The sequence below is a fragment of the Streptomyces sp. AM6-12 genome, from assembly GCF_044327085.1.
Taxonomy (GTDB): Bacteria; Actinomycetota; Actinomycetes; order Streptomycetales; family Streptomycetaceae; genus Streptomyces.
This window is the reverse complement of record NZ_JBIQWN010000001.1, coordinates 2,284,287-2,311,149: the sequence shown is the minus strand read 5'-3', so window position 1 is coordinate 2,311,149 and position 26,863 is coordinate 2,284,287. Positions and strand designations below refer to the sequence as shown.

Genomic DNA, 26,863 nt, shown 5'->3' with positions numbered 1-26,863 from the left:
ATGGCGCGCGTGACCACCACCAACCGCCGCGACGCGCTGCGCGCGGGCGCCGGGCTGCTCGCGGGCGGCGCGCTCGCCGCCGGCTGCGCGAGCGGCCCGGCCGCCCCGGCCGCCGCCACCGCGTCCCCCACCACCCCGCAGGCCCCCTCCGCCACCGTGCGCGCGTCCACCGCCCCGGCCCCCCGCGCCTACCCCGGCCTGCCCGCCCAGATCACCCACGGCCCCCGCACCCGCCCGCAGGTCGCGCTCACCTTCCACGGCCAGGGCGACCCGGACCTCGCCCGCACCCTGCTCACCAGAGCCGAACGGCACGGCGCCCGTCTGACCGTGCTCGCCGTCGGCACCTGGCTGGACGAACACCCCGGCATCGCCCGCCGCATCCTCGACGGCGGCCACGACCTCGGCAACCACACCCAGCACCACATCTCCGTCAACGACCTCGCCGAGGCCGACGCCCGCAAGGAGATCGCCGACTGCGCCGACCGGCTCCGCCGGCTCACCGGCTCCATCGGCACCTGGTTCCGCCCCTCCCGCTCCCCGACGGCGTCGGCGCTCGTCGCGGAACTGGCCCGCCAAACGGGCTACCCGCACGTACTGTCGTACGACGTCGACTCGCTCGACTACACCCGCCCCGGCGCCGCCGCCGTCACCCGCAAGGTCCTCTCGGAGGTGCGCGAGGGGTCGGTGGTGAGTTTGCATTTCGGGTACGAGGACACGGTCGCCGCCCTCCCCGACGTCCTCACGGAACTCGGCCGCCGCCACCTGCGCGCCGTCACCACCACGGAGCTGCTGAGCTGATGCGAACCACGAAAGCCGCCCGCCGGCTGGCCGCCGGTGCCGCCCTCGCCGCCCTGGCCCTGGTGTCCGCGTGCAGCGGGCAGGGCGCACGGCACGCGACCCAGAGCCTCGGCAGCAAGCCGCCGGCCCAGCCCCAGGTGGACCAGGCGCGGGTGAACGTGCTGCCCGGCATGCCCCCGGTCCAGGACCCCGCGGACGTCTACGCGGCGGACCGGCCGGGCCTGCTCTCCCCGGTGGTCAGGGACTTCCCCTCACGGGTGTACGTGCCCAACACCAACTCCGACACCGTCACCGTCATCGACCCGAAGACCTACAAGGTCATCGACACCATCCCGGTCGGCCGCCAGCCCCAGCACGTGGTGCCCTCCTGGGACCTGAAGACCCTCTGGGTCAACAACGACCTCGGCAACAGCCTCACCCCCCTCGACCCGCGCACCGGCAAGGCGGGCAAGCCGGTCGCCGTGCATGACCCGTACAACCTGTACTTCACGCCCGACGGCAAGTACGCGGTCGTCATGGCCTCCATGGACCGCCAGCTCGTCTTCCGCGACGCCCACACCATGAAGACCGTCAAGGCGGTGCCGGTCGACTGCTACGGCGTCAACCACGCGGACTTCTCCCGCGACGGCCGCTACTTCATCGTCTCCTGCGAGTTCAGCGGCGAGATCCTGAAGGTCGACACCGCGGGGATGCGGGTGGTCGGCCAGCAGAAGCTGCCCGTGCACGGCTCCATGCCGCAGGACGTCAAGGTCTCCCCGGACGGCAAGCGCTTCTACATCGCCGACATGATGGCGAACGGCGTGTGGGTCCTGGACGGCGACCGCTTCACCAAGCCGGCCTTCCTCGCCACCGGCAAGGGCGCGCACGGCCTCTACGTCAGCCGCGACTCCCGCGAGATGTACATCTCCAACCGGGGCGAGGGCAGCATCTCCGTCTTCGACTTCGCCCGGAACAAGCTCACCAAGAAGTGGGAGCTGCCCGGCGGCGGCAGCCCCGACATGGGCGGCGTCTCCGCCGACGGCAAGGTCCTGTGGCTCTCCGGCCGCTACGACGCCGAGGTGTACGCCATCGACACCCGCACCGGCCGGGAACTGGCCCGCATCCCGGTCGGCAGCGGCCCGCACGGCCTCGCGGTCTACCCCCAGCCGGGCCGCTACTCACTGGGTCACACGGGCGTCTTCCGCTGAGGCGGGGGGCTGGAGCAGCAGCTCCGCGCCGACGGACGCGTAGCCGGCCGCCTGGAACGCCCGCAGACTCCGGGCGTTCCCCGGCGCCACCTGCGCCCACAGCGGCTCGCCCACCAGGTGCCGGGCCGCGCCCGCCAGCAGCCGCCCCAGACCCCTCTCCCGCGCCGCCTCGTCCACCTCCACCGAGACCTCCAGCCGCCCGGCCATCCCACGCCCCGTCACCAGCACCCCGCCCGCCGCCCGCCAGGCCCGCACCGCCTCGCGGCGCTCGCGGGCGTAGCGGATGCGGGGATGACCGGCGTCCCGGATCTCCGTCAGGGCGAGCGGGGGCGCGCCGGGGAGCGGGGTGGCCGCCAGCACCGCGTCGACCGTCTCCGCCCGCCGCCCGGTGCGCTCCAGCAGCGCGGTCAGGAAGCGCGGGTGCAGGGCGGCGGCCAACGGATCGCAGTCCGGGCCGCGCAGCGCCTCGTACACCCACGCCGGGTCCTCGTCCGTGACGACGACGGAGTGCGCGGTGAACGCCAGCACGCCCGCGTGCCGCGGCGAGGGCTGCGGCAGGACCGTCGTACCCCCGTCCGTCGGCGGGAACACGCCCCGGACCGCACCGTCGAGAATCTCCCGCAAGGCCGCCAAGACGCCCCCCTTGAGTCTCCACCCGCTGGAAGGCCCAGACTCCCAGACATGAACGACGACGGCACCGGACTTCTCACCATCGGCGAGCTGGCACGGGCCACCGGACTGACCGTGCGCACCATCCGCTACTGGTCCGACGAGGGCGTGCTCACCCCGGTGACCCGCTCCTCGGGCGGCTACCGGCTGTACGACGCCCCGAGCGTCGCCCGGCTTGAGCTGATCCGGACCCTGCGCGAGCTGGGGCTCGGCCTGGACGACGTGCGACGGGTGCTGACGGGAGAGCGGACCGTGGCACAGGTCGCGGCGGCGCACGTGGCCGCGCTGGACGCGCAGATCAGGTCGCTGAAGGTGACCCGTGCGGTGCTGTCGTCGGTCGCGAGGCGCGGTTCGAGTGCGAGGGAGACGACCCTGATGAACAAACTGGCCCGGCTGTCGGCGGCCGAACGGCAGCGGATCATGGCGGAGTTCGTGGCGGAGGCCCTCCAGGGGCTCGACGCGGTGGACCCCGAGGTGCGCGAGCGGCTGCGCGCCACCACGGTGGACCTGGCGGACGACCCCACGCCGGAGGAGGTGGACGCGTGGGTGGAGCTGGCGGAGATGCTCCAGGACCCGGAGTTCCGCGCGCAGATGCGCCGGGCGATGGAGCTCAACGCGGCGGACGGGGCGCCGGGGGAGGGGCGCGGCCGTTCGCTCTGGTTCGCCAAGCGGCTGGTGGAACTGGTGGCCCCGGCCCGCGAGCGGGGCGTCGCCCCCGAGTCACCGGCGGCGGAGCCGGTGCTGCACGACCTCTTCGGCGACGCGGCGTACGAGGACGTCCTGGAGCGCATGGCGGCCGGTTTCAACGACCGGGTCGCCCGCTACCGCGAACTCGTCGCCCTGGTCAACCGCGTCCCCGCGCCGCCGCACGCCGAGGACTTCGCCTGGGTGGTCGCGGCACTGCGTGCCCGCACGGACAGCTAATCTGACCAGCGTCAGTACGCCTGCACGGCACAAGAAACACGAACAAAAGGGGCGGATCGGTGGCGGACATCGAGGAAGCACGCAAGGAATTCCAGCGGATCGACGCGGACGGAGACGGTTTCATCACCGCCGCCGAGTTCAAGTCCGCCCTGGCCCAGGGCGGCGACTGGAACGTCACCGACACGGTCGCGGAGGCCATCATCAAGTCCCGTGACCTCAACGGCGACCAGGTCCTGTCCTTCGACGAGTTCTGGACCTACCTGAACAAGTGACACGGGCCGGCAGGGGTGCCCCGTCTCACGGGAACGGGCACCCCTGCGTGCGTCAGCCGGCCGCCCACTCCTTCAGCGCCGCCTTGGACGAGAAGTCGGCCACGTCCTTGTCGAGGGGCTGGCTCGCGTACTGGTGGAAGCGCCACTTGGCCTTGATGCGGGGCTTGCCCGCGGTGACGTAGTCGGCGATCCACAGGCCGTCGCCCGCATACGAGGTGCGGTCGATGTTCAGCCAGAAGTCTCGGTTGGTGTAGAGCACGACCCGGTTGTGCGGGCGCAGTTGTTTCAGCTTGCGGATGAAGGAGTCCTTCTCCGCGTTGCTGGCATGGGAACCGTCGCTGGTGGGCTCCCAGTCGACGGCGAGGATGTCACCGGAGCGCTCCGGCGCGTGCTGGAGGAAGTAGTCGGCCTGGGCCGAAAGATCGCCCGGCCACAGGAAGTGGTAGAAACCCACGACCAGTCCGGCGTCACGGCCGGTCTTGGTCTGCGCGGTGAGGCGGGGGTTCACATACGAACGGCCCTCGGTCGCCTTCATGAAGACGAAGGAAAGGCCGTCCGTGTCATATGACGTGGACTGGAAAGAACTTACGTCGATGCCGTGGAGCATGCAGAGTTTGTGCCCCCCGCAGGGCCCCCCGGAAACTTGCCCCCGGTCGCGGGGCGATTCAGACGCCAGATCGCGTCGATACCGCAGCCCGACGGCGCCGCCGGCCCGGGCGCCTGCTCACGCCGGAGCTCGGTGAAGCCCAGTCGGCGCGGAACGGCGCGACTGGGGGCGTTCGCCAAGTCATGCGCGATCTCCAGGTAGTCCACGTCCGGCAGCGCGAACAGCTCCCCGGCCAGCGCCGCCGTCGCCCGCGTCGCGATGCCCCGTCCCACGGCTGCGGGATGCAGCCAGTACCCCAGCCGCAGCCCACGGGGCTCGGCGCGGTACGCCTGGCACATCCCGACGAGCCGGCCGTCCGTTTCGACGGCGTAGTTGTACAGCTCCCCGCTCTCCCACTTCGCCTCGGAACGCGCCAGCAGTTCTCGCGTGCTCTGCTCGTCGTGACCGTCGGCCCAGGGCATCCACGGCCGCAGATGATCCCTGGATTCCACTATCAGCGTGAACAGTTGAGCGAAATCACGCTCGCCCCGTAAACGCCGGAGGGCGAATTCCGCGCACTCGATGAGCTGACTCGGTCGGTCCATGGAAGCCATGATTGTGCCGCGGACCGATCATGTAAATGTCAGCACTCGATAATGTTCACCGCGAGCCCGCCCCGCGCGGTCTCCTTGTACTTCACCGACATGTCCGCGCCGGTCTCCTTCATGGTCTTGATGACCTTGTCGAGGGAGACCATGTGCGAACCGTCCCCGCGCATCGCCATCTTGGCCGCAGTGACCGCCTTCACCGCAGCCATGCCGTTGCGCTCGATGCACGGGATCTGGACGAGGCCGCCGACCGGGTCGCAGGTCAGGCCCAGGTTGTGCTCCATGCCGATCTCGGCGGCGTTCTCCACCTGTTCGGGGGTGCCGCCCAGGACCTCGGCGAGGGCGCCGGCGGCCATGGAGCACGCGGAGCCGACCTCGCCCTGGCAGCCGACCTCGGCGCCGGAGATGGAGGCGTTCTCCTTGAACAGCATGCCGATCGCGCCCGCGGCCAGCAGGAAGCGGACCACGCCGTCCTCGTCCGCGCCCGGCACGAAGTTGATGTAGTAGTGCAGCACCGCGGGGATGATGCCGGCCGCGCCGTTCGTCGGGGCGGTCACCACCCGGCCGCCGGCCGCGTTCTCCTCGTTCACCGCCATCGCGTAGAGCGTGATCCACTCCATCGCGCGCGCCAGCGGCTCGCCCTCGGCGCGCAGTTGGCGGGCGGAACCGGCCGCCCGGCGGCGGACCTTGAGGCCGCCCGGCAGGATGCCCTCACGGGTCAGACCGCGCTGCACGCACCCGCGCATCACCCGCCAGATCTCCAGCAGACCGGCGCGGATCTCGTCCTCGGTGCGCCAGGCCCGCTCGTTCTCCAGCATCAGGGAGGAGATCGACAGGCCGGTCTCCTTCGTCAGGCGCAGCAGCTCGTCGCCCGTGCGGAAGGGGTACTTCAGGACCGTGTCGTCCAGCACGATCCGGTCCGCGCCGACCGCGTCCTCGTCCACCACGAAGCCGCCGCCGACCGAGTAGTACGTCTTGGTGAGCAGCTCCGCGCCGGAGGCGTCGTACGCCCATATCGTCATGCCGTTGGCGTGGTACGGCAGGGCCTTGCGGCGGTGCAGGATCAGGTCGTCGTCGAAGGAGAAGGCGATCTCGTGCTCGCCGAGCAGCGACAGCCGCCCCGAGCGCTTGATCGACTCCACCTTGTCGTCGGCGGTCTCCACGTCGACCGTGCGCGGGGAGTCGCCCTCCAGGCCGAGCAGCACCGCCTTGGGGGTGCCGTGGCCGTGTCCGGTCGCGCCCAGCGAGCCGTACAGCTCGCAGCGCAGGGAGGCGACCGAGGCCAGCAGTTCCTCGTTGCGCAGCCGGTGCGCGAACATGCGCGCGGCGCGCATCGGGCCGACCGTGTGGGAGCTGGACGGGCCGATGCCGATCGAGAACAGGTCGAAGACCGAGATGGCCACGGTCACTCCTTGGGGCAGTGGTGGGGCACCCGACCATGGGCGGGTGCCCCACCGGGGGATTACTTGCTCAGACCCGGGTACAGCGGGTGCTTGGCGGCCAGGGCCTCGACCCGGGCCTTCAGCGCCGAAGCGTCGTGGGACGGCTTCAGCGCCTCGGCGATCACGTCCGCGACCTCGGCGAAGTCCTCGGCCGTGAAGCCGCGGGTGGCGAGGGCGGGCGTGCCGATCCGCAGGCCCGAGGTGACCATCGGGGGACGCGGGTCGTTCGGGACCGCGTTGCGGTTGACCGTGATGCCGACCTCGTGCAGCCGGTCCTCGGCCTGCTGACCGTCCAGCTCGGAGGCGCGCAGGTCGACCAGGATCAGGTGCACGTCCGTACCGCCGGACAGCACGTTGATCCCGGCCGCGCGCGCGTCGTCGGCCGTCAGGCGCTCGGCGAGGATGCGGGCACCGTCCACCGTACGCCGCTGGCGCTCCTTGAACTCCTCGGAGGCCGCGACCTTGAAGGACACCGCCTTCGCCGCGATCACGTGCTCCAGGGGGCCGCCCTGGAAGCCCGGGAAGACGGAGGAGTTCAGCTTCTTCGCGAACTCCTTCTTCGCGAGGATGATGCCGCCGCGCGGGCCGCCCAGGGTCTTGTGCGTCGTGGAGGTGACCACGTCCGCGTGCTCGACCGGGTTCGGGTGCAGACCGGCGGCGACCAGGCCGGCGAAGTGCGCCATGTCGACCCACAGGTACGCCTCGACCTCGTCGGCGATCCGGCGGAACTCCGCGAAGTCGAGCTGCCGCGGGTACGCGGACCAGCCCGCGATGATCACCTTGGGGCGGTGCTCCTTGGCGAGCCGCTCGACCTCGGCCATGTCGACCAGGCCGCTCTCCTCGTCCACGTGGTAGGCGACCACGTTGAACTGCTTGCCGGAGAAGTTCAGCCGCATGCCGTGGGTCAGGTGGCCGCCGTGCGCCAGGTCCAGGCCCAGGATGGTGTCGCCGGGCTGGGCCAGCGCGAACAGGGCCGCCTGGTTGGCGGAGGCGCCGGAGTGGGGCTGCACATTGGCGTACTCGGCGCCGAACAGCTCCTTGATCCGGTCGATGGCGATCTGCTCGGCCACGTCGACGTGCTCGCAGCCGCCGTAGTAGCGGCGGCCGGGGTAGCCCTCGGCGTACTTGTTGGTGAGGACCGAGCCCTGGGCCTCCATCACCGCGAGCGGCGCGAAGTTCTCGGACGCGATCATCTCGAGCGTGGACTGCTGGCGGAGCAGCTCGGCGTCGACCGCGGCGGCGATCTCCGGGTCCAGCTCGTGCAGGGGCGTGTTCAGGACAGTCATACGGCTACGACTCCTCAGCCGGCGATGTGGGCGTCGTACTCGGCGGCGGAGAGCAGGTCGCCCGGCTCCTCCGTGACGCGTACCTTGAACAGCCAGCCGCCCTCGAATGGCTCGGAGTTCACCAGCGACGGGTCGTCGACGACGTTCTCGTTGACCGCGGTGACCTCGCCGGTGACCGGGGAGTACAGGTCGGAGACCGACTTGGTGGACTCCAGCTCACCGCAGGTCTCGCCCGCCTCAACGGTGGAGCCGACCTCGGGGAGCTGGGCGTAGACCACATCGCCGAGCGCGTTGGCCGCGAACTCGGTGATGCCGACCGTCGAGACGCCGTCGCCGGCGGCCGACAGCCACTCGTGCTCCTTGCTGTAGCGCAGCTGCTGGGGGTTGCTCATGGCCTGAATTCTCCTGTACGCGCGGGAGTGGTGATGACGGGGGGAGCGCGGTGACCGCCGGTGGGCGGGCGAATGTGCGCAGGGTCACGCGGCCGCTCGGCGGGGGCGGGGCGCGAGGGGGCTGCTGTCTACTTCTGGCGCTTGTAGAACGGCAGCGCCACGACCTGGTAGGGCTCGTGGGTGCCGCGGATGTCCACGCCGACGCCCTCGGTGCCGGGCGCGGCGTGCGCGGCGTCCACGTAGGCCATGGCGATCGGCTTGCCCAGGGTGGGGGAGGGGGCGCCGGAGGTGACCTCGCCGATCACCTTGCCGTCCGCGACCACCGGGTACCCGGCGCGCGGCACCCGACGACCCTCGGCGATCAGGCCGACCAGGACCCGCGGGGGGTTCTGCGCGGCGCGCTCGGCGGCCTCGGTGAGCGCCGCGCGCCCCACGAAGTCGCCCTCCTTGTCGAACTTGACCACCCGGCCGAGTCCGGCGTCGAAGGGGGTCAGCGAGGTGGTCAGCTCGTGTCCGTACAGCGGCATGCCCGCCTCCAGGCGCAGCGTGTCCCGGCAGGACAGGCCGCAGGGCACCAGGCCGGCGCCCTCGCCCGCCTTGGTCAGCGCCTGCCACAGCTCGACCGCGTGCTCGGGCTTCACGAACAGCTCGAAGCCGTCCTCACCGGTGTAGCCGGTGCGGGCGATCAGCGCGGGGACGCCGGCGACGGTGCCGGGCAGGCCCGCGTAGTACTTCAGACCGTCCAGGTCGGCGTCGGTGAGGGACTTCAGGATGCCGGGGGAGGCCGGGCCCTGGACGGCGAGGAGGGCGTAGGCGTCCCGGTCGTCGCGGACCTCGGCGTCGAAGCCGCCGGAGCGCTCGGCCAGCGCGTCCAGGACCACCTGGGCGTTGGAGGCGTTGGCCACGACCATGTACTCGGTCTCGGCGAGCCGGTAGACGATCAGGTCGTCCAGGATGCCGCCGTCGGCCCGCACGATCATCGTGTAGCGGGCGCGGCCGACACCGATGGAGGCGATGTTGCCGACCAGGGCGGTGTTCAGGAAGGCGGCGGCCTCGGAGCCGGTGACGGTGATCTCGCCCATGTGGGAGAGGTCGAACAGACCCGCCTTGGTCCGCACGGCCAGGTGCTCGTCGCGCTCGGAGCCGTAGCGCAGCGGCATGTCCCAGCCCGCGAAGTCGGTCATCGTCGCACCGAGCGAGCGGTGCACGGCGTCCAGCGCGGTGTGTCGGAGTTCGGTACTGCTCATCGGTCGGTCGTCTCCCAGGGCAACAGGGATGGGGCGAGGAACGTTCCTCCCCATCTGTCATCGGAACCTGAGAGGTTCGCCGGGACCGCCACGGGGGCGACCACGGCTTGCACCTTGGGTGGGGCCGCCGTCGCGGCGGCCCGCTTTTCAGATGTGCCTCGCCCGCGCGGTAACGGGGCCTGAGAGATTCAAGGGAGGGACTTGCTCCTTCGGCGCCCCAGCGAAGCCTGCTGGGGACTCTCCCGCGCGGATTCAAACGGCCGGTATGCAGTTGGCGGCCACATCATTGCACGTCGGGCCCCCGCCCGTCAGGGGCCGCATCCGTAACCGACCTGTGGCGGTACGCGCACCCTCCCGCGGCACACCGGCCATTACCTTCCCTTTACTTCCCCTGGGCATGGATATTGCGAACCACAAGGGGAGGACGATCACGGTGAACAGGACCATGGCGCACGCGACCGGCGTCCCGGCGCCGAGCGGCCCCACGCCCCGCGAGCGCGCCGCGCCTCACGAGCGCCCGGCATTCCGCGATCGCGCCGCCCGCCCCGCGCCCGGCGTGCTGGACCTGCGCGGCCGGCCGGCCCGGTGCCCCGACACCCTCCGCTTCGGCCCCCGCGACATCGTGGTGGTCACCGGGCTGCCCGGCAGCGGCAAGTCCACGCTGATGCGGCGCGCGGTCACCGCCCGCCGCCTCGACTCCCAGGACACCCGCGCCCGCTTCGCCGCCCGCCTGCCCCGCCCGCTGCCGTACGCCCTCTACCGCCCCCTGGCGCGCGCCGCGCACTACTGGGCCCTGCGCCGCGCCCTGCGCGCGGAACAGGGGCTGGTGGTGCACGACTGCGGGACCCAGCCCTGGGTGCGCCGCTGGCTGGCCCGCGCCGCCCGCCGCTCCGGCGCCACCCTGCACCTGCTCCTGCTGGACGTGCCCGCGGAGGCGGCCCGCGCGGGCCAGTACCGACGCGGCCGGACCGTCTCCCGCCGCGCCTTCGAACGCCACCGGCGCACGACCGCCCGGCTGCTCGGCGCCCTCAGGCGGGGCGAGATGCCCGCGGGCTGCGGATCGGCGGTGCTGCTGGACCGGGCCGCGGCCGACGCCGTACAGCGGATCGTGTTCACGGAGTACGGCTCTGTCACCGGTACCCGTTAGCCTTCATGGTCACCAGTGGTTTCCAGCAGGCGGTAGGCAGATGGACTTCCCGGCGGACTTTCCCGCGGACTTCCCGGCACAGGCGCACCCCCACCCGCACGGCGGTTGGCCCGGCAACGAGCTGGAGGAGGTGCTCTCGGCCTCCCTCGGCATACCCGCGGCGGGCGGCCGGATCATCGAGGTCCTCGGCCGCAGCTTCGTCTGGGTGCCGCTGCCGTCCGGCGGCGGACCGGGCAGCGGCCCGCTGGACCTGCCCACGCTGGAGATCGAGGGCCAGGCGTACGTCCCGGTGTTCAGCTCCGAGGAGCAGTTCCGCCAGGCGGTCGGCTCCCACATGTCGTACACCATCGCCCCGGCCGTGGAGTTCGCCCGCGGTCTGCCCCCGCAGGCGGGCATCGCGGTCAACCCCGGCGGCACGGTCGGGATTCCGCTCCCGCCGGAGGCCGTCGCCGAGCTGTGCCGTGCCGGACGCACTCCGCTGGACGGCCCGGCCACCGGCGGCCGCGTCCGCCTCTTCGAGCCCGACTGGCAGGTCGACCCGGTCGACTTCCTCTCCGCCGCCTCCGCCGAGTTCGCCGCCACCGGTGTGGTCCTCACCGCCCGCCGCTGCCTGGCCGCCATCGAGAACGCCGACCCGGTCATGTTCGTCGGCGTGGAACTCTCCCAGTGGGAAGGCGACTTCCGCGCCCTGCCCCTGGAAGCCCTCGGCCGCGCCCTCGCCCTGGTCCCCACCGCCTGGCCGGTCAACCTGATCCTCCTGGACGTGACGGACGACCCGGTGGCCGAATGGCTGAAGTCAAGCGTCCGGCCCTTCTACGTCCGCTAGCCCCGGCCGGGGCGAACGGACAACGGGCCCCGTGCCCGTCGGCGCATAAGCTGTCTGCACACGCGGGGCACGATGGAGAAGAAGGGCATGACCAGGTGAGCGCCACCCACAGCGGAAGCGTCGAACACACGCTCCGCCACGTCACGCCCGGACGCTACGACGCCTACGAGGCTCTTCTCCGCGCCCTCGCCACCCCCTCCGCCGGCCAGATCTGGATGCTGCTGTGGCACGGCCAGGCCGGCTCCCCGGACGCGCAGTACGGAGACATGGAGGTCGGCGGCTGCCATTACGCGCCCTGTGTCACCTCCGCCCAGGAACTGTCGGCCAGCGGCTGGAACCGCTCGTACGAGGTGGTCGACGGCCTGGACGTCGCCCGCACCCTCTACCCCGACCACTACGGCCTCTGGCTCAATCCGCACGCGCCCGGCGGCGGCGTCGGCATCCCCTGGCTGGACCTGCGCCGCATCGCCACCGGCCTGGACCGCCAGCCCGCCGGACCCCTCCGGCTGTCCGAACCCGGCATCGCGATCCCGCAGTTCTACGCCCTGCTCACCCAGCACGCCCACCGCACCCCCGCCCTGCGCTCCCTGCGCCGCGCCTGGGTGCAGCCCGCGCTCGGCGCGCCGTACCTCGCCATCGGTCTTGACCTGTACGAGACCTCGCCCGCCGCGGTCGACTCGGTGCGCGCGATGATGCAGCGCTCGGTCACCGCGGTCCCCGAGGGCCTGCCCGTGTCCACGGTCGCGCTGACCGACGACCACGACCCGGTCGTGATGTGGATGCGGGCCACCGCCCGCCCGTTCTACGACCGCGAGGCCCACGCCCCCGCCCCCGCCGGCCGCCCCGGCCCCCGGCTCCAGGCCCCCGCGCCGGGTTACGGCTATCCACCGGTGCACGGCGGTTACTGAGCTTCCGCCGCTTCCGGAGCCGTTGCCGCCCTACCTCCCGAACCGCGGCATTACGCCGGTGTGTCCCAACTAGCCCCTGTCCGGGGGCCGTTACCCACTGTCCGGATAACGGAATCCTCCGCGGTGCATCACGGTTGCGCATACTTTCACCGTCAGCTCTGGCGAGTGATCGCGAGGACGCTGAAGACTCCCCACTCAGACCACGAGCCTTCAGAACTCGTGTTCGCTTGCAAGTCGACAAAGCCGCAAACCGCGGCAGCGCAGGCCGGTCACCACCGGCGAGAGGGGTCGCACATCGTGACCGCACCGATCGAGACCACCGGGGCGGCAGCCGGCGCGCAGCCTGAGGCTGTGCTGGCGGGAGCCGACAAGGGGCGGATCGAGGGTCGTTCCCTGGGCCAGATCGCCTGGACCCGCTTCAAGCGTGACAGAGCCGCCGTGGCCGGCGGCGTCATCGTGATCCTGCTGATCCTGCTGGCCATCCTCTCGCGCCCGCTCCAGGCCGCCCTCGGCCTCGACCCCAACGCCTTCCACCAGGACCTGATCGTCCCCGACACCTCGCTGCCCAAGGGCGGCATGGGCGGCATGAGCCTGGCCCACCCGCTCGGTGTGGACCCGAAGTTCGGCCGGGACATCGCCACCCGCGTCCTGGAGGGCTCCTGGGTCTCGCTGGTCGTCGCCTTCGGCGCCACGATCCTGTCCAACGTGATCGGCGCGATCATGGGTGTGATCGCGGGCTACTACGGCGGCCGGGTCGACTCGGTCATCAGCCGGCTGATGGACACCTTCCTCGCCTTCCCGTTGCTCCTGTTCGCCATCGCGATCTCCGCAACGCTCCAGGGCGGCGCCTTCGGCCTGAACGGTCTTCCGCTCCACCTCGCCGTGCTCATCTTCGTGATCGGCTTCTTCAACTGGCCCTATCTGGGCCGGATCGTGCGCGGCCAGACGCTGGCCCTGCGCGAGCGCGAGTTCGTCGACGCGGCCCGCGGCATGGGCGCCAAGGCGCCGTACATCCTCTTCCGCGAGCTGATGCCGAACCTGGTCGGCCCGATCATCGTCTACTCGACGCTGCTCATCCCGACCAACATCCTCTTCGAGGCGTCCCTGAGCTTCCTCGGGGTGGGTATCCAGCCCCCGCAGGCCTCCTGGGGCGGCATGCTCCGCGAAGCGGTCACCTACTACCAGGTCGATCCCCAGTACATGATCGTGCCCGGCCTCGCCATCTTCATCACCGTCCTCGCGTTCAACCTGCTCGGCGACGGTCTCCGCGACGCTCTCGACCCGCGCAGCCGCTAGGCAGCCAGAGAGCTCACCCAAGTTTTCCGATCAATGGAGGGGAAGCAGACCATCATGCGAAGGTCAGCGCTGGCCGCGGTCGCGGCCATCGGCTCCGCAAGCCTGCTGCTCGCAGGCTGTAGCAAGGCCGATGACAACAAGGACACTCCGAAGGCGGCCGGCGCCAACGCGGCGACCAAGAGCGTCGTCAACGCGTCCGACAAGAAGGGTGGCACGGTCACCTACGAGATGTCGGACGTGCCGGACTCGTTCGACGGGCAACACGTACTACGCGTACATGTACAACTTCAGCCGGCTGTACGCACGTCCGCTGATGACGTTCGAGCCCGCCCCCGGCTCCAAGGGCAACACCCTGGTCCCGGACCTCGCGGCCAGCAAGGGCGTCTCCAGCGACGGCGGCAAGACCTGGACGTACAAGCTGCGTTCGGGCCTGAAGTACCAGGACGGCACCCCGATCACCTCGAAGGACGTCAAGTACGCCGTCGAGCGGTCGAACTTCGCCCGTGACGTGCTCTCGCTCGGCCCGAACTACTTCCAGCAGTACTTGGTGGGCGGCGACAAGTACAAGGGTCCCTACAAGGACAAGAGCGCCAAGGGCCTGGCCTCGATCGCGACCCCGGACGCCACCACGATCGTCTTCCACCTGAACCGGCCGTTCCAGGAGTTCGACTACCTGGTCGCCACGCCGGAGACGGCCCCGGTGCCGCAGTCCAAGGACGACGGCGTCGACTACGTCAAGCACATCGTGTCCTCCGGCTCGTACCAGTTCCAGAGCTACCAGGACGGCAAGCAGGTCGTGCTGGTCCCGAACAAGAACTGGGACCCGAAGACCGACCCGCTGCGCAAGCAGCTGGCCAACAAGATCGTCGTCAATCTGAAGGTCAACGCGGAGACGATCGACAAGGACCTCCAGTCCGGCGACGCCACCGTCGACCTCGCGGGCACCGGCGTCCAGGCCTCCACCCAGGCCGACCTGCTCAACTCCGCGGACGGCAAGGCCAGCACCGACAACACCTTCGGCGGCCGGCTGGTCTACGCGGCGATCAACACCAAGGTGAAGCCGTTCGACAACGTCGCCTGCCGCAAGGCCGTCGAGTACGCCATCGACAAGGTCTCCGTGCAGACCGCCATGGGCGGCCCGATCCGTGGTGACATCGCCTCCACCGTCCTGCCGCCGGACATCACCGGCTACCAGAAGGCGGACACCTACGCGACGCCGGGCGACAAGGGCGACGTCGCGAAGGCCAAGGAGCAGCTGAAGGCCTGCGGCCAGAAGACGATCAACACCAACATCACGGCCCGCTCCGACCGTCCGGGCGAGGTGGACGCGGCCACCGCGATCATCAACTCGCTGAAGAAGGTCGGCATCAACGCCAGCCTCAAGCAGTACCCGCAGGGCAAGTACTTCACCGACTACGCGGGTGTGCCGAGCTTCGACAAGAAGCAGAACGTCGGCCTGATGATGATGCAGTGGGGTGCCGACTGGCCCTCCGGCTACGGCTTCCTCCAGCAGATCCTGAACAGCAAGGCGATCAGCCAGTCGGGCAACACCAACCTGTCGCAGTACACGAACAAGAAGGTCGACGACCTGCTCGCGCAGTCGATCGCCGAGCCGGACACGGCCAAGCGCAACGCCCTGTACGCGCAGATCGACAAGCAGGCGATGGACGACGCCGTCCTGGTCCCGCTGACCTACTTCAAGGTTCTGCTGTACCGCTCGCCGTACGCCACCAACGTGGTCTCCACGGCCGCCTTCAGCGGTCAGTACGACTACCTCAACCTCGGCACCACGAAGAAGTAGCAGCCCCGGAAGGCAGGTGAAGGCATTGGTGCCCGCGGGCTTCGCGGCCCGCGGGCACCAGCGCCGGTCCCCGTGATCTCGTACATCCTCCGCCGGACGTTCGCGGCAGTGATCCTGCTGCTGGTCGTCACCGCGGTCACCTTCGCCATCTTCTTCCTGCTGCCACGGCTCGTGGGCCAGTCGGCGGACCAACTGGCGCAGCAGTACATCGGAAAGAGCCCGTCGAAGGCGGACATCGCTGCGGTCAAGCACAACCTCGGTCTGGACCAGCCCCTCTACGTCCAGTACTGGCACTTCATCAAGGGCATCGTGGTCGGCACCGACTACAACCTCGGTCCCAAGACGGTGCACTGCGGTGTTCCCTGCTTCGGCTACTCCTTCAAGGATCACGTCGCGGTCTGGTCGCAGCTCACCTCGCGCATCCCGATCACCCTCTCGCTGGCCGCGGGTGCCGCCGTGCTCTGGCTGCTCTCCGGTGTGGCCGTCGGTGTCGTCTCCGCGCTCAAGCCGCGCTCGCTGTTCGACCGCACCTTCATGGGCGTGGCCCTCGCCGGCGTCTCGCTGCCCATGTTCTTCACGGGCAACCTGGCGATCCTGCTGTTCACCTACACCTGGCCGATCTTCGGCCGCACCTACGTCCCGTTCACCCAGAACCCCGCGCAGTGGGCCAACACCCTGTTCCCCGCGTGGTGTTCGCTCGCTCTGCTGTACTCCGCGATCTACGCCCGGCTCACCCGCTCGGGCATGCTGGAGACGATGAACGAGGACTTCATCCGCACGGCCCGCTCCAAGGGCCTGCCCGAACGTACGGTCGTCGTCCGGCACGGCCTGCGCGCCGCCCTCACCCCGATCATCACCGTCTTCGGCATGGACGTCGGTCTGCTGCTCGGCGGCGCGGTGATCACCGAGTCCGTGTTCTCGCTGCCCGGCGTCGGCCAGTACGCGGTGCAGGGCATCACCGACAACGACCTGCCGAAGATCCTGGGCGTGACCCTGCTCGCCGCCATCTTCGTCGTCATCGCAAATCTCCTGGTGGACGTGCTCTACGCCGCCGCCGACCCGCGGGTGAGGCTCTCGTGACCGAACTCTCCAAGACCGCCGCAGGCGAGAAGGACGCCACCGCCGAGGCGCCCTCGGCCTTCCTGGAGGTCCGCGACCTCAAGGTGCACTTCCCGACCGACGACGGCCTCGTCAAGTCCGTCGACGGGCTCTCCTTCTCGGTGGAGAAGGGCAAGACCCTCGCCATCGTCGGCGAGTCCGGCTCCGGCAAGTCGGTCACCTCGCTCGCCGTGATGGGCCTGCACCGGCTCGGCGCGCGCGGCAAGAACGTCAGGATGTCCGGCGAGATCTGGCTCAACGGCAAGGAGCTGGTGGGCGCCTCCCCGGACGAGGTGCGCAGGCTCCGCGGCCGCGAGATGGCGATGATCTTCCAGGACCCGCTGTCCGCGATGCACCCCTATTACAAGGTCGGCGACCAGATCGTCGAGGCGTACCGGGTACACCACAAGGTCGGCAAGAAGGAAGCCCGCAAGCGCGCCATCGAGATGCTCGACCGCGTCGGCATCCCCGAGCCGGCCAAGCGCGTCGACGGCTACCCGCACGAGTTCTCCGGCGGTATGCGCCAGCGCGCCATGATCGCCATGGCGCTGGTGAACAACCCCGAACTGCTCATCGCCGACGAGCCGACCACCGCGCTCGACGTGACCGTCCAGGCACAGATCCTCGACCTGATCCGGGACCTCCAGAAGGAGTTCGGGTCCGCGGTCATCATGATCACGCACGACCTCGGCGTGGTCGCCGAGATCGCCGACGACGTCCTCGTGATGTACGGCGGCCGGTGCGTGGAGCGCGGCACCGCCACCGAGGTCTTCGAGAAGCCGCAGCACCCCTACACCTGGGGCCTGCTCGGCTCGATGCCCCGCATCGACCGCGAGACCTCCGAACGGCTCATCCCGGTCAAGGGCCAGCCGCCGAGCCTCATCAACGTCCCCTCGGGCTGTGCCTTCCACCCGCGCTGCCCGTACGCGGACATCCCCGCGGAGAACGTCAGCCGCACGGTGCGCCCCGAGCTGGAGCTGGTCGGCGCCGGACACTGGTCCGCCTGCCACCTGGCGGCCGAGGACCGTGAGCGGATCTGGACCGAAGAGATTGCGCCGAAGCTGTGAGTGAGACGAAGAAGACGGACACCGCGGACACCGCGGACGCCGCCGCGAAGGCCGCGGTCCCCGCGCAGGCGCCGGCTCCGGACGAGCGGGAGGTGCTGCTCAGGGTCGAGGGCCTGACCAAGCACTTCCCGATCAGGAAGGGCATCCTGCGCCGCCAGGTCGGCGCGGTGAAGGCCGTCGACGGCATCGACTTCGAGGTGCGCAAGGGCGAGACCCTGGGCGTCGTCGGCGAGTCGGGCTGCGGCAAGTCGACCATGGGCCGGGTCATCACCCGCCTCCAGGACCCGACCGGCGGCACGATCACCTTCGAGGGCCAGGACATCACCCGGCTGTCCACCGGCGGCATGCGTCCGCTGCGCCGCGACATCCAGATGATCTTCCAGGACCCGTACGGCTCCCTGAACCCCCGGCACACCATCGGCTCGATCGTCTCGGCGCCCTTCCGGCTCCAGGGCGTCGAGCCCGAGGGCGGGGTGAAGAAGGAGGTCCAGCGGCTGCTCGAACTGGTCGGTCTGAGCCCCGAGCACTACAACCGCTACCCGCACGAATTCTCCGGCGGCCAGCGCCAGCGCATCGGCATCGCCCGCGCGCTCGCCCTGAAGCCGAAGCTGGTGGTGGCCGACGAGCCGGTGTCCGCGCTGGACGTGTCGATCCAGGCCCAGGTCGTCAACCTCATGGACGACCTCCAGCAGGAGTTGGGCCTGACCTACGTCATCATCGCGCACGACCTCTCCGTCGTCCGGCACGTCTCGGACCGGATCGCGGTGATGTACCTCGGCAAGATCGTCGAACTGGCCGACCGCAACGCGCTGTACGAGGCGCCGATGCACCCGTACACCAAGGCGCTGATGTCGGCGGTGCCGGTGCCGGACACCAAGCGCCGGGGGCTCAAGAGCGAGCGCATCCTGCTGCGCGGCGACGTGCCCTCGCCGATCGCGCCGCCGTCGGGCTGCCGCTTCCACACCCGGTGCTGGAAGGCGACGCAGATCTGCACGACGACCGAGCCGCCGCTGCTGGAACTGAAGCCGGGCCAGCGCGTCGCGTGCCACCACCCGGAGAACTTCGCCGACCAGGCACCGCAGGACACGGTCCTGCTGTCGGCGGCGAAGGAGGCGTCGGAACTGGTACCGGACGCGGTACTGACCGGCGAGCCGGAGCCGGCGGAAAGGGCCGATACCGGGACCGGGTCGGAGTCATCGGCGGAGGCCGGGACCGAGGCGAAGCCGGCGACGCAGGACGCGGCCGCGTCCGATGCCGAGTCCGCGGCGGTGACCGGGACTTCCCCGAAGTCCGACGCGAAGCCGGAGGCCGCGGAGAAGCCGGAGGCAGCGGAGGCCGGGACCGGGTCGGAGTCTTCGGCGGAGGCCGGGACCGAGGCGAAGCCGGCGGCGGAGGACGCGGCGAAGTCCGATGCCAAGTCCGCGGCGGTGACCGGGACTTCCCCGAAGTCCGACGCGAAGCCGGAGGCCGCGGAGAAGGCGGAGGCGGCGGCGGGTGCCGGGGCCGGGTCGGAGTCCGCGGCGGAGGCCAGGTCCGGGGCCGTGGCCGGTGCTTCGCCGGAGCCGGAGGCTGCGATCGGGCCGGCCTCCGGGGTGAAGGGTGCGGCCGGGGTCAAGTCCGAGGAAGCGGCCGGGGCTTCGCCGGGCGCGGAGACGAAGCCCGAGGCCACGGAGAAGTCGGAGGGCGCGTCCGGGGCGGAAGCCGCGGCCGCCGGGCCCGCGACCGCCGCGGAGCCGGAGTCCGCCGCCGAGGAGACCGAGCCGGAGGCCGAGACCGCCGGGCCCTCGGCGGAGGCCGCCGCCGAGTCCGGCGACGCCCCCAAGTCGCCGAAGCCGAAGGGCAAGTAGCCGGGAAAGGTCATCCACCGGCCGAGTTCCCGCAAGGGCATGTACATGACCGAACGGGAGAGTGCAGAGTCGTCCGTGTCCGACAGCTGATCGGTACACGCTCGAAAGGGACGACTCATGGCACTCTCCCGTTCGGCACGCGCGGGGATCCTGGCCACCGCCGCGGTCTCCTTCCTGCTCATCGCCGCCGCCCCGGCCCCCGTCCACGGCGCCCCCGGCGTCGGCGACCTCTACTTCCCTGAGCTGGGCAACGGCGGCTTCGACGCCCTGCACTACGACCTCGACATCGCGTACGCCCCCGGCACCGGCCGCCTGGACGGTCGTACGACCCTCATCGCCCGCGCCACCCAGAACCTCTCCTCCTTCGACCTGGACCTCCAGAAGCTGGAGATATCCCAGGTCCAGGTGAACGGCAGGAACGCCCGCTTCAGCCGGAACGGCGACGAGGTCACCGTCACCCCGCGCCACCCGCTGGCCGAGAACCGCCGCTTCACCGTGCGTGTCACCTACGGCGGTGTGCCCCAGCCGCTGAGCGGACCCATCGTCTTCGGCTCCAAGTACGGCTGGATGAAGACCCCCGACGGCGTCTTCGTCGCCTGTGAGCCCAATGCCGCCTCCACCTGGTTCCCCTCCAGCGACCACCCCTCCGACAAGGCCACCTACGACATCCGGATCAAGGCCCCCAAGGGCCTGACCGCCGTCTCCAACGGCCTGCTGGTGTCGACGCGCGACCGGGGCGGCTCGACGTACACCCACTGGCGGGAGGCCAGGCCGATGGCGACCTATCTCGCCACCGCCACCATCGGGAAGTTCGACGTCCGCACCGGCCGCACCCCCGGCGGCACCCCGATCTACGTCGCCGTCGACCCGGTGCTGAAGAACGCGAACAAGGTCGACGTGTACGGGGTCACCGCGGCGGCCACCGACTACTGGTCGAAGGTCTTCGGGCCGTACCCGTTCGAGGAGACCGGCGCGATCGTGGACGACATGCCCGAGGCCGGGTTCTCGCTGGAGGTGCAGAGCAAGCCGGCGTACTCCGCCGTGCGCAGCGAGACGACCATCGTGCACGAGCTGGCCCACCAGTGGTTCGGCGACTCGGTGAGCGTGGCCCAGTGGAAGGACATCTGGCTGAACGAGGGCTTCGCCACCTACGCCCAGTGGCTGTGGGCCGAGCACCGGGGCACCCGCAGCACCCGCGACTCCTTCCTGGCCGACTACGGCTCCATCCCGGCCGACTCGTCGTTCTGGCAGACGAAGGTCGCCGACCCGAAGCGCGACACGATGTTCGCCGACGCCGTCTACGACCGCGGCGCCATGACCCTCCAGGTGCTGCGCGAGCGGATCGGGGACAGGGCCTTCTTCAAGCTGCTCCCCGCCTGGACCCGGCTGCACCGGTACGGCAACGCCGACACCGCCGACTTCATCCGGCTCGCCGAACGGATCAGCGGACAGCACCTCGGCGATCTGTTCGACACCTGGCTGTTCACTACAGGTAAACCGGCCCTGTGAGCCTGGCTTTGTAAGGTTCGACCCGCTCGACAGGTGAGAATGTCAGGGTGCAGCTCCAACAGTTCTTCAGCCCCTCCGTCCAGCACACGCTCGACGTGATCGGCATCTTCGTCTTCGCGATCTCCGGCGCGCTGCTGGCCGTGCGGAAGAACTTCGACGTGTTCGGCATCGCCGTGCTCGCCGAGGTCACCGCGCTGGGCGGGGGACTCTTCCGCGACGTGGTGATCGGAGCCGTACCCCCGGCGGCCTTCACGGACCTCGGGTACTTCGTCACCCCGCTGCTCGCCACCCTCGTCGTCTTCTTCCTGCACCCGCACGTGGAGCGGATCCAGACGGCGGTGCTCGTCTTCGACGCGGCCGGCCTCGGCCTGTTCTGTGTCAGCGGTACGACGAAGGCGTACGGCTACGGCCTCGGCCTGACCGCGTCGGCGACCTTGGGGCTGGCCACCGCGGTCGGCGGCGGTGTGCTGCGCGACCTGGTGGCCAACGAGGTGCCCTCGCTGCTGCGCTGGGACCGCGACCTGTACGCGGTCCCGGCGATGGTCGGCGCGGGCATGGTGGCGCTGTGCATCCGCTACGACGCGCTGACCCCCCTCACCAGTGGGATCGCGGCCGTCACCGCTTTTGTGCTGCGCCTGCTCGCGATGCGGTTCCACTGGCGAGCTCCGCGTGCGTGGAACCGCCGGTCGACCGTGACGGAGGAGTAGTACCGGCCTCGCCGGCCGCCCCGACGCCGGTGCCCGGCGTGCCGGTGACCGAGTGGTCCCGGCCCTTGGCGTGGCTCTGGCCCATCTGGAGGGTGAGCCAGCGGAACACCGCGGGCACCTGCGGCCGCCACAGCGCCATCGTGTGACCGCCCGCGCTCTTCGGCAGGAAGACCACGTGCACGGTGGTCGGCGCCTTGGCGACCGATTCCAGCGCCATGCCCGCCTCGTAGCCGTCGCCGGACTCGCCGGAGACGTAGAGCGCGACGGGCGGCGGCACGGCGGCCTTCTTCAGCAGCAGGTACGGGTTGTTCTCGGCGCGCAGGGTGGGGTTCTGCGCGGCCAGCGAGTTGCGCTCGCCGATCGGGTCGTTGTAGCCCGACATGCTCACCGCGGCCCGGTACCGGTCCGGGTGCGCCACGGCCAGCTTCACCGCGCACTGGGCGCCCGCCGAGTACCCGGCGATGGCCCAGCCCTGCGGCGCCGGCTGGGCACGGAAGTTGTCCATGACCATCTTGGGCACGTCGATGCTGAGCCACGTGTCGGCGTTGACCTGGCCCGGGATGTTGGCGCAGCCGGTGTCCACGCCGGCCAGCAGGTTGGTGCGCGGCGCGACCATGATGAAGGGGGCCACCTGGCCGCTGCGCATCAGCGGCAGCAGCTGCTCATGGGCCTTCATCGAGCCGAACCAGGCGCGCGCCGATCCGGGGTAGCCGGGCAGCACCTCGACCACCGGGAACTTCTTGTGCCTGTAGGCCGGGTCGTTGTACTGCGGCGGCAGCCAGACGTAGACCTCGGCGTCGACGCCCGAGACCCGGCCCTTGAGCTGGGTGACGCGGACGCCGCCGGCGGAGTGCATGCCGGGGCCGGTGGCCTGGGTGAAGGTCTGCTTCACCTTCGGCAGGTTCTTGACCGCTATGCCGCCGGTGCCGTCGCGGCCGAGGTCGGCGGCCTGCTCGACGTGGCTGCCGGTGCCGAAGAGGTCGGCCCAGTTGTCGTACAGGTTGTTCTGGTTGTTCACCAGCACGAAGACCAGCGTGACGGCCGTGCCCTGGGCGAACAGCAGCATCAGCACGCGGGCGGCGGTGCGCAGGTGTCTGGGGCCGCGCATCTTCGACCACAACAGAAGCGGCAGTATGAGGGCGACCACGGCCAGCACGATGGTCGTGTAGAGGAACGGAGTCCCGGTGAGGCTCATGTCCCCATAGAGGGGAAACAAGGGCTCGGGGTTACGGACGTGTCCTGACACTTACCGAGAAATTGCCGAAACCTCACCTCCCGTAATCCTACCGTGACGGCGAGGGGTGATCGAACCAGAAAGCTACCGCTTAGTAATTGCCTGTTGTACCGTTTCACCATGTCAGAAGCAGCTTCCGCGTCCTCCTCGTCGCGGGCCGTGATCGGCGACAGCGAGTTCGACCGCGACACCGCCGTCGCCCGCCGCGCGCCCGGTGTCTACGATCTCGACCTCTCGGCCGGCTGGACCATCCTCGGCGCCGTCAACGGCGGCTATCTGCTGGCCGTGCTCGGCCGGGCTCTCGGCGACGCCCTCCCGCATCCGGACCCCTTCACCATCTCGGCGCACTATCTGACCGCGTCGCGGCCGGGCAAGGCCGTGATCCGCACGCAGACCGTGCGCGCCGGCCGCACCCTCTCCACCGGCCAGGCCTCGCTCCTCCAGTACGACGACGAGGGCAACGAGGTCGAACGCATCCGCGTCCTCGCCTCCTACGGCGACCTCGCCGCCCTCCCCGATGACGTCCGTACGACCGCGAAGCCGCCCGCGATCCCGCCCTTCGAGCAGTGCTTCGGCCCCGCCGACGGCCCCGACCCGCTCAAGGGCACCTCGGCCATCACCGACCGGCTGCTGCTGAAGCTGGACCCGGCCACCCTCGGCTGGGCGCTCGGGCAGCCCTCGGGCAAGGGTGAGATGCGGGCCTGGTTCGGGCTCGCGGACGGCCGGGACGCCGACCCGCTCTCCCTGCTGCTGGCGGTGGACGCCCTGCCCCCGACCGCCTTCGAGATGGGCCTCAAGGGCTGGGTGCCCACCGTCGAGCTGACGGCCCACATCCGCCACCGCCCCGCGCCGGGCCCGCTGCGCGTCGCCATCACGACCCGCAACCTCGCCGGCGGCTTCCTGGAAGAGGACGCGGAAGTCTGGGACAGCGAGGACCGGCTGGTGGCCCAGTCCCGCCAGCTGGCGCGGGTCAGGCTGGCCTGATCGGGCGCCCCGAGCCCCGGTCAGCGGGCGGGCGTGACGAACTCGGGCTGGTCGAGCAGGCGAAGCCAGCTTCCGTCGGGCTGGCGCCGGGCGACCTGGGCGCGGGCCCCGGCGCCGTCCCTCGGCGGGGTGGCGGTGAGCGCGATGTCGCCGCTGACCAGCGTGGGCAGCGGCGGCTCCGGCTCGAACCGGGGCCGGCCCGCCAGCACCTTCTCCCACAGCGCCCGGATCGCCTCCCGGCCCACGGTCCGCTCGCCCGGCGGGTAGGCGAGCACCGCCTCCTCCTCGTAGAGCGCGGCGACCCCGGTAGCGTCCCCCGCGTTGGACCGCTCGACGAACAGGCGGGTGATGTCCTCGGGCCGCATGGCCTTCTCGTACTCCGGCACGGCTTCCTCCTGTTGACTCCGTCCGACACCTCCCAGCCTGGTGGTGGCCCGACCAGAAGTCCAACAGATGGAACGTATGGAAACCAGAACCAGGGGTCATAGAATCCCCGGTCATGGAGCTGAGGCAGCTGGAGTACTTCGTCGCGGTCGCCGAGGAGCGGAACTTCACCCGCGCCGCCGAGCGGGTGCACATCAGCCAGTCCGGCGTCAGCGCCCAGATCCGCCGGCTGGAGCGGGAGCTGGGCGCTGAGCTGTTCGACCGCTCGGCCCGCACGGTCACGCTCACCGTGGCGGGCAAGGCCGCCCTCGCCCACGCGCGGGCCGCGCTGGCCGCCGCCGGGGCGGTCGGGCAGGCGGTGGGCGAGGTGAGCGACCTGATCCGGGGCCGGCTCACCGTCGGGATGGTCGTCGGCTGCACCGTGACACCGCTGTTCGACGCCCTCGCCGCGTTCCACCGGGCCCACCCCGGCGTGGAGCTCTCGCTGCTGGAGGACAACTCCGACCGGCTCCTCGAAGGGGTGCGTACCGGCGCGGTCGACCTGGCGCTCGTCGGCACCGCCGCCGTACCGACGGACCTGGAGGCGCTGACCCTAGTCGGCGAGCGGCTGGTCGCGGCCGTCCCGCCCGGCCATCCGCTGGCGGCGCGGCCCCGGATCACCCTGTCCGAGCTGCTCGCGCACCCGCTCGTGTGCATGCCGCCGGGCACCGGAGTGCGCACGGTGTTCGACCAGGCGTGTGCCGCGCGGGACCTCCGTCCCGTCATCGCCCTCCAGGCCACCGCCGCGGACGCCATCGCCGACCTCGCGGCCCGCGATCTCGCGGTCGCCGTCCTCAGTGAGTCCATGGCCGCACGCCACACCGACCGGCTCACCGCCCGCCTGATCGAGGACGCCGAAGCCCCCGCACTGCTCGCCCTGATCTGGAAGGGCGGCCAGGGTCCGGCGGTGCGCGCACTCCTCGCGCACAGCCGCCGGGCGTTCGCCGTGCCGACACGCGCGTGAACCGGATGGCACCACATGGCATCACGTGACGCCATGTGGTGCCACCTTGGCGTACGCGCCTGCTGTTGCGCGTTAATACAGGTCAAGGCGGTCGCGCCTCGCTTTGCTCAAGACGTCGAGACCTGTAGCGCCAAACCCTCTTGCGGATGGCGCCAAAGTGGTGCCATGATGGCGTCATGGACCTCACCCCCTATGTCGACAACCTCCGCCGCGAACTCTCCGTCGCCGCCGAAGCGGGCGGCGAGGAGGCCCGCGAGCTGGCCGAGCGGCTGACCGCTCCGCTGGAGTCGGCGACCCGCCTGACGATGCTCAACGTGCTGTCCGCGGCGATGGACGAGATCACTCGGGACCTGGCGCCCGGCTCGGTCGATGTGCGGCTGCGGGGACTGGATCCCGACTTCGTGGTGACGCTGCCGGAGACCGGCGGCCCCGCCGAGGCCGCCGGCGAGCCGGTCGCGCTGCCGCAGGTGCCCGCCGACACGGACGAGGGCGGCACCGCGCGCGTCAATCTGCGGTTGCCGGCCCAGCTCAAGGCGCGGGCCGAGGAGGCCGCGAGCCGGGAGGGGCTGTCGGTCAACGCCTGGCTCGTACGGGCCGTGTCGGCCGCGGTCGACGGCGGGGCACGGCCGCGCTCCACGGAGAAGACCCAGACGTTCGGGCAGAGCTTCACGGGCTGGGTGCGCTAGCAGCGCCCCGCCCGACCTCTTCACCCACACCACGTCCCACCAGCGGGGACGCCCCACGGACTCATGAGGACGGCACAGCCATGCCTGCTTTCGACACACCCGAGCCCATTTCGGTCACCGCTCATGTGGGCGCCGGTTCCGTCCGGTTCATCGCGAGCGACCGCCTCGACACCGTCGTGGAGGTACTGCCCGGCGGCAAGCGGAACAAGGACGTACGGGCCGCCGAACAGACCGAGGTCACGTACGCGAACGGCGAGCTGAGCGTCCGGACCAGGGAGCGCACCTTCATCGGACCCACCGGAACCGTCGAGGTGACGGTCGAACTGCCCGCGGGCTCCCGCGTCGACGTGGGCGGCTCCTGGGTCCAGGTGTTCGCCGAGGGCGCGCTCGGCGAGACCCGCGTGAAGACCTCGGTCGGCGACGTCCGCCTCGATACCGCCGGGCCGCTCCAGCTGACCGTGTCCCACGGCTCGATCAGCGTCGACCGGGCCGCGGGCGGGGCCGAGATCACCACCAGCTCCGGCAGTCTGCGCGTCGGCGCCGTCCACGGCCCCGCCGTCCTGAAGAACTCGCACGGCAGCACGGTCGTCGGCCGCGTGACCGGTGACCTGCGGGTGAACGGCGCCAACGGCGACATCGACATCGAGTGCGCCGAGGGCGACGTCGTCGCCACCACCGCCCACGGCACCCTGCGCGCCGCCGAAGTCGTGCGCGGCAGCGTCCAGCTGGAGACCTCCTACGGCGCCATCGAGGTCGGTGTCCGCGAGGGCACGGCCGCCTGGCTGGACGTCAGTTCCGAGCGCGGGCACGTGCGCAACGCGCTCACCGCCTCCGGGGCCCCCGAGGAGTCCGAGGAGACCGTCAAGGTCCGCGCCCGTACCCGCTACGGCAGCATCGACGTGCGCCGCGCCCGGCGCTGACCAGAGGCCGGCACGCCGCAACCCGCCCGCTTCTT

At 70.9% G+C, this 26,863-nt stretch carries 26 protein-coding genes, 1 pseudogene and 1 riboswitch; of the genes and pseudogenes, 18 read left to right on the top strand and 9 right to left on the bottom strand.

Annotated elements, in window-relative coordinates:
* A complete protein-coding gene (locus ACE4Q9_RS10260) occupies positions 1–798 on the top strand; it encodes a polysaccharide deacetylase family protein (protein WP_397983928.1) in 798 nt (265 codons plus the stop codon).
* Complete coding sequence (locus ACE4Q9_RS10255; protein ID WP_397983927.1) at positions 798–1,985, top strand: hypothetical protein; 1,188 nt, start codon at positions 798–800, stop codon at positions 1,983–1,985. Before ACE4Q9_RS10260 ends, ACE4Q9_RS10255 begins: the two co-directional genes overlap by 1 nt.
* On the opposite strand, the gene ACE4Q9_RS10250 is transcribed toward ACE4Q9_RS10255, so the two are convergent.
* Positions 1,956–2,618: a GNAT family N-acetyltransferase gene (locus ACE4Q9_RS10250; protein ID WP_397983926.1), complete on the bottom strand. Its 663-nt coding sequence runs from the start codon at positions 2,616–2,618 to the stop codon at positions 1,956–1,958. The two genes, ACE4Q9_RS10255 and ACE4Q9_RS10250, sit on opposite strands and share 30 nt — an antisense overlap.
* Before the next feature lie 48 nt (positions 2,619–2,666).
* Here ACE4Q9_RS10250 and ACE4Q9_RS10245 point away from each other — a divergent pair, with 48 nt between their 5' ends.
* Entirely contained in the window at positions 2,667–3,578 is a 912-nt protein-coding gene (locus tag ACE4Q9_RS10245; RefSeq protein WP_397983925.1) for a MerR family transcriptional regulator, read from the top strand.
* A gap of 59 nt (positions 3,579–3,637) precedes the next feature.
* Positions 3,638–3,850: an EF-hand domain-containing protein gene (locus ACE4Q9_RS10240; RefSeq protein WP_397983924.1), complete on the top strand. Its 213-nt coding sequence runs from the start codon at positions 3,638–3,640 to the stop codon at positions 3,848–3,850.
* Positions 3,851–3,902: 52 nt separating this feature from the next.
* On the opposite strand, the gene ACE4Q9_RS10235 is transcribed toward ACE4Q9_RS10240, so the two are convergent.
* From ACE4Q9_RS10235 to gcvT, 6 genes are all read right to left on the bottom strand, one after another.
* A complete protein-coding gene (locus ACE4Q9_RS10235; protein WP_397983923.1) occupies positions 3,903–4,457 on the bottom strand; it encodes a glycoside hydrolase family 25 protein in 555 nt (184 codons plus the stop codon).
* Positions 4,436–5,041 (bottom strand): GNAT family N-acetyltransferase, encoded by a 606-nt coding sequence (locus tag ACE4Q9_RS10230; RefSeq protein ID WP_397983922.1) that lies wholly within the window; start codon positions 5,039–5,041, stop codon positions 4,436–4,438. The genes ACE4Q9_RS10235 and ACE4Q9_RS10230 overlap by 22 nt, the downstream gene beginning before the upstream one ends.
* A 38-nt stretch (positions 5,042–5,079) precedes the next feature.
* Positions 5,080–6,447, bottom strand: a complete 1,368-nt coding sequence (locus ACE4Q9_RS10225; RefSeq protein WP_397983921.1) for an L-serine ammonia-lyase — start codon at positions 6,445–6,447, stop codon at positions 5,080–5,082.
* A 59-nt stretch (positions 6,448–6,506) separates the two neighbouring features.
* Positions 6,507–7,772 carry a serine hydroxymethyltransferase gene (gene glyA / locus ACE4Q9_RS10220; RefSeq protein WP_397983920.1) on the bottom strand — a complete coding sequence of 422 codons (1,266 nt, stop codon included), beginning with the start codon at positions 7,770–7,772 and terminating at the stop codon, positions 6,507–6,509.
* 14 nt (positions 7,773–7,786) lie between these two features.
* Positions 7,787–8,164, bottom strand: a complete 378-nt coding sequence (gene gcvH, locus ACE4Q9_RS10215; protein WP_397983919.1) for a glycine cleavage system protein GcvH — start codon at positions 8,162–8,164, stop codon at positions 7,787–7,789.
* Positions 8,165–8,292: 128 nt separating this feature from the next.
* The gene (gene gcvT, locus ACE4Q9_RS10210) at positions 8,293–9,411 is read right to left on the bottom strand and encodes a glycine cleavage system aminomethyltransferase GcvT (protein WP_397983918.1); all 1,119 of its coding nucleotides are present in this window, start codon (positions 9,409–9,411) and stop codon (positions 8,293–8,295) included.
* A gap of 157 nt (positions 9,412–9,568) precedes the next feature.
* A riboswitch (glycine riboswitch) is annotated at positions 9,569–9,666 on the bottom strand.
* Between the two features lie 178 nt (positions 9,667–9,844).
* On the opposite strand from gcvT, the gene ACE4Q9_RS10205 reads away from it, so the two are divergent.
* The 10 genes and pseudogenes from ACE4Q9_RS10205 to ACE4Q9_RS10160 all read left to right on the top strand — a co-directional run bounded on the left by ACE4Q9_RS10205 (position 9,845) and on the right by ACE4Q9_RS10160 (position 21,617).
* Positions 9,845–10,558: an AAA family ATPase gene (locus tag ACE4Q9_RS10205; RefSeq protein WP_397983917.1), complete on the top strand. Its 714-nt coding sequence runs from the start codon at positions 9,845–9,847 to the stop codon at positions 10,556–10,558.
* Between the two features lie 40 nt (positions 10,559–10,598).
* Positions 10,599–11,384, top strand: coding sequence for an enhanced serine sensitivity protein SseB (locus tag ACE4Q9_RS10200; protein WP_397983916.1), 786 nt, complete (start codon positions 10,599–10,601; stop codon positions 11,382–11,384).
* A 95-nt stretch (positions 11,385–11,479) separates the two neighbouring features.
* A complete protein-coding gene (locus ACE4Q9_RS10195) occupies positions 11,480–12,292 on the top strand; it encodes an enhanced serine sensitivity protein SseB C-terminal domain-containing protein (protein WP_397983915.1) in 813 nt (270 codons plus the stop codon).
* Between the two features lie 297 nt (positions 12,293–12,589).
* Positions 12,590–13,588, top strand: coding sequence for an ABC transporter permease (locus tag ACE4Q9_RS10190; protein WP_397983914.1), 999 nt, complete (start codon positions 12,590–12,592; stop codon positions 13,586–13,588).
* A gap of 33 nt (positions 13,589–13,621) precedes the next feature.
* Positions 13,622–15,389 (top strand): annotated as a pseudogene (locus ACE4Q9_RS10185) (ABC transporter substrate-binding protein).
* 72 nt (positions 15,390–15,461) lie between these two features.
* The gene (locus ACE4Q9_RS10180) at positions 15,462–16,469 is read left to right on the top strand and encodes an ABC transporter permease (RefSeq protein WP_397983913.1); all 1,008 of its coding nucleotides are present in this window, start codon (positions 15,462–15,464) and stop codon (positions 16,467–16,469) included.
* Entirely contained in the window at positions 16,466–17,554 is a 1,089-nt protein-coding gene (locus ACE4Q9_RS10175) for an ABC transporter ATP-binding protein (RefSeq protein WP_397983912.1), read from the top strand. The genes ACE4Q9_RS10180 and ACE4Q9_RS10175 overlap by 4 nt, the downstream gene beginning before the upstream one ends.
* The gene (locus tag ACE4Q9_RS10170; protein WP_397983911.1) at positions 17,551–19,401 is read left to right on the top strand and encodes an ABC transporter ATP-binding protein; all 1,851 of its coding nucleotides are present in this window, start codon (positions 17,551–17,553) and stop codon (positions 19,399–19,401) included. The genes ACE4Q9_RS10175 and ACE4Q9_RS10170 overlap by 4 nt, the downstream gene beginning before the upstream one ends.
* A 117-nt stretch (positions 19,402–19,518) precedes the next feature.
* On the top strand, positions 19,519–20,910 hold the full coding sequence (locus tag ACE4Q9_RS10165; protein ID WP_397983910.1) for a M1 family metallopeptidase: 1,392 nt from the start codon (positions 19,519–19,521) through the stop codon (positions 20,908–20,910).
* A gap of 47 nt (positions 20,911–20,957) precedes the next feature.
* Complete coding sequence (locus ACE4Q9_RS10160) at positions 20,958–21,617, top strand: trimeric intracellular cation channel family protein (RefSeq protein ID WP_397983909.1); 660 nt, start codon at positions 20,958–20,960, stop codon at positions 21,615–21,617.
* Here ACE4Q9_RS10160 and ACE4Q9_RS10155 read toward each other — a convergent pair.
* Positions 21,526–22,812: an alpha/beta hydrolase gene (locus ACE4Q9_RS10155; RefSeq protein ID WP_397983908.1), complete on the bottom strand. Its 1,287-nt coding sequence runs from the start codon at positions 22,810–22,812 to the stop codon at positions 21,526–21,528. The two genes, ACE4Q9_RS10160 and ACE4Q9_RS10155, sit on opposite strands and share 92 nt — an antisense overlap.
* Positions 22,813–22,971: 159 nt before the next feature.
* Between ACE4Q9_RS10155 and ACE4Q9_RS10150 the strand changes: the two genes are divergently transcribed.
* On the top strand, positions 22,972–23,835 hold the full coding sequence (locus ACE4Q9_RS10150; protein WP_397983907.1) for a thioesterase family protein: 864 nt from the start codon (positions 22,972–22,974) through the stop codon (positions 23,833–23,835).
* A 20-nt stretch (positions 23,836–23,855) separates the two neighbouring features.
* Here ACE4Q9_RS10150 and ACE4Q9_RS10145 read toward each other — a convergent pair whose 3' ends face one another.
* The gene (locus ACE4Q9_RS10145; protein ID WP_397983906.1) at positions 23,856–24,221 is read right to left on the bottom strand and encodes a YybH family protein; all 366 of its coding nucleotides are present in this window, start codon (positions 24,219–24,221) and stop codon (positions 23,856–23,858) included.
* Positions 24,222–24,334: 113 nt separating this feature from the next.
* Between ACE4Q9_RS10145 and ACE4Q9_RS10140 the strand changes: the two genes are divergently transcribed.
* The 3 genes from ACE4Q9_RS10140 to ACE4Q9_RS10130 all read left to right on the top strand — a co-directional run bounded on the left by ACE4Q9_RS10140 (position 24,335) and on the right by ACE4Q9_RS10130 (position 26,828).
* Positions 24,335–25,222, top strand: a complete 888-nt coding sequence (locus tag ACE4Q9_RS10140; protein WP_397983905.1) for a LysR family transcriptional regulator — start codon at positions 24,335–24,337, stop codon at positions 25,220–25,222.
* Positions 25,223–25,398: 176 nt separating this feature from the next.
* Entirely contained in the window at positions 25,399–25,908 is a 510-nt protein-coding gene (locus ACE4Q9_RS10135; RefSeq protein ID WP_397983904.1) for a toxin-antitoxin system HicB family antitoxin, read from the top strand.
* 80 nt (positions 25,909–25,988) lie between these two features.
* Entirely contained in the window at positions 25,989–26,828 is an 840-nt protein-coding gene (locus tag ACE4Q9_RS10130) for a DUF4097 family beta strand repeat-containing protein (protein ID WP_397983903.1), read from the top strand.
* Positions 26,829–26,863: the final 35 nt, after the last annotated feature.

What these genes read in the sequence shown, in the direction of transcription:
- ACE4Q9_RS10260 (WP_397983928.1), top strand. Translation starts at nt 1, where the DNA reads ATGGCGCGCGTGACCACCACCAACCGCCGCGACGCGCTGCGCGCGGGC.
- ACE4Q9_RS10255 (WP_397983927.1), top strand. Translation starts at nt 798, where the DNA reads ATGCGAACCACGAAAGCCGCCCGCCGGCTGGCCGCCGGTGCCGCCCTC.
- ACE4Q9_RS10245 (WP_397983925.1), top strand. Translation starts at nt 2,667, where the DNA reads ATGAACGACGACGGCACCGGACTTCTCACCATCGGCGAGCTGGCACGG.
- ACE4Q9_RS10235 (WP_397983923.1), bottom strand. Translation starts at nt 4,457, where the DNA reads ATGCTCCACGGCATCGACGTAAGTTCTTTCCAGTCCACGTCATATGAC.
- ACE4Q9_RS10230 (WP_397983922.1), bottom strand. Translation starts at nt 5,041, where the DNA reads ATGGACCGACCGAGTCAGCTCATCGAGTGCGCGGAATTCGCCCTCCGG.
- glyA (WP_397983920.1), bottom strand. Translation starts at nt 7,772, where the DNA reads ATGACTGTCCTGAACACGCCCCTGCACGAGCTGGACCCGGAGATCGCC.
- gcvH (WP_397983919.1), bottom strand. Translation starts at nt 8,164, where the DNA reads ATGAGCAACCCCCAGCAGCTGCGCTACAGCAAGGAGCACGAGTGGCTG.
- gcvT (WP_397983918.1), bottom strand. Translation starts at nt 9,411, where the DNA reads ATGAGCAGTACCGAACTCCGACACACCGCGCTGGACGCCGTGCACCGC.
- ACE4Q9_RS10200 (WP_397983916.1), top strand. Translation starts at nt 10,599, where the DNA reads ATGGACTTCCCGGCGGACTTTCCCGCGGACTTCCCGGCACAGGCGCAC.
- ACE4Q9_RS10165 (WP_397983910.1), top strand. Translation starts at nt 19,519, where the DNA reads ATGGCACTCTCCCGTTCGGCACGCGCGGGGATCCTGGCCACCGCCGCG.
- ACE4Q9_RS10155 (WP_397983908.1), bottom strand. Translation starts at nt 22,812, where the DNA reads ATGAGCCTCACCGGGACTCCGTTCCTCTACACGACCATCGTGCTGGCC.
- ACE4Q9_RS10150 (WP_397983907.1), top strand. Translation starts at nt 22,972, where the DNA reads ATGTCAGAAGCAGCTTCCGCGTCCTCCTCGTCGCGGGCCGTGATCGGC.
- ACE4Q9_RS10140 (WP_397983905.1), top strand. Translation starts at nt 24,335, where the DNA reads ATGGAGCTGAGGCAGCTGGAGTACTTCGTCGCGGTCGCCGAGGAGCGG.
- ACE4Q9_RS10135 (WP_397983904.1), top strand. Translation starts at nt 25,399, where the DNA reads ATGGACCTCACCCCCTATGTCGACAACCTCCGCCGCGAACTCTCCGTC.
- ACE4Q9_RS10130 (WP_397983903.1), top strand. Translation starts at nt 25,989, where the DNA reads ATGCCTGCTTTCGACACACCCGAGCCCATTTCGGTCACCGCTCATGTG.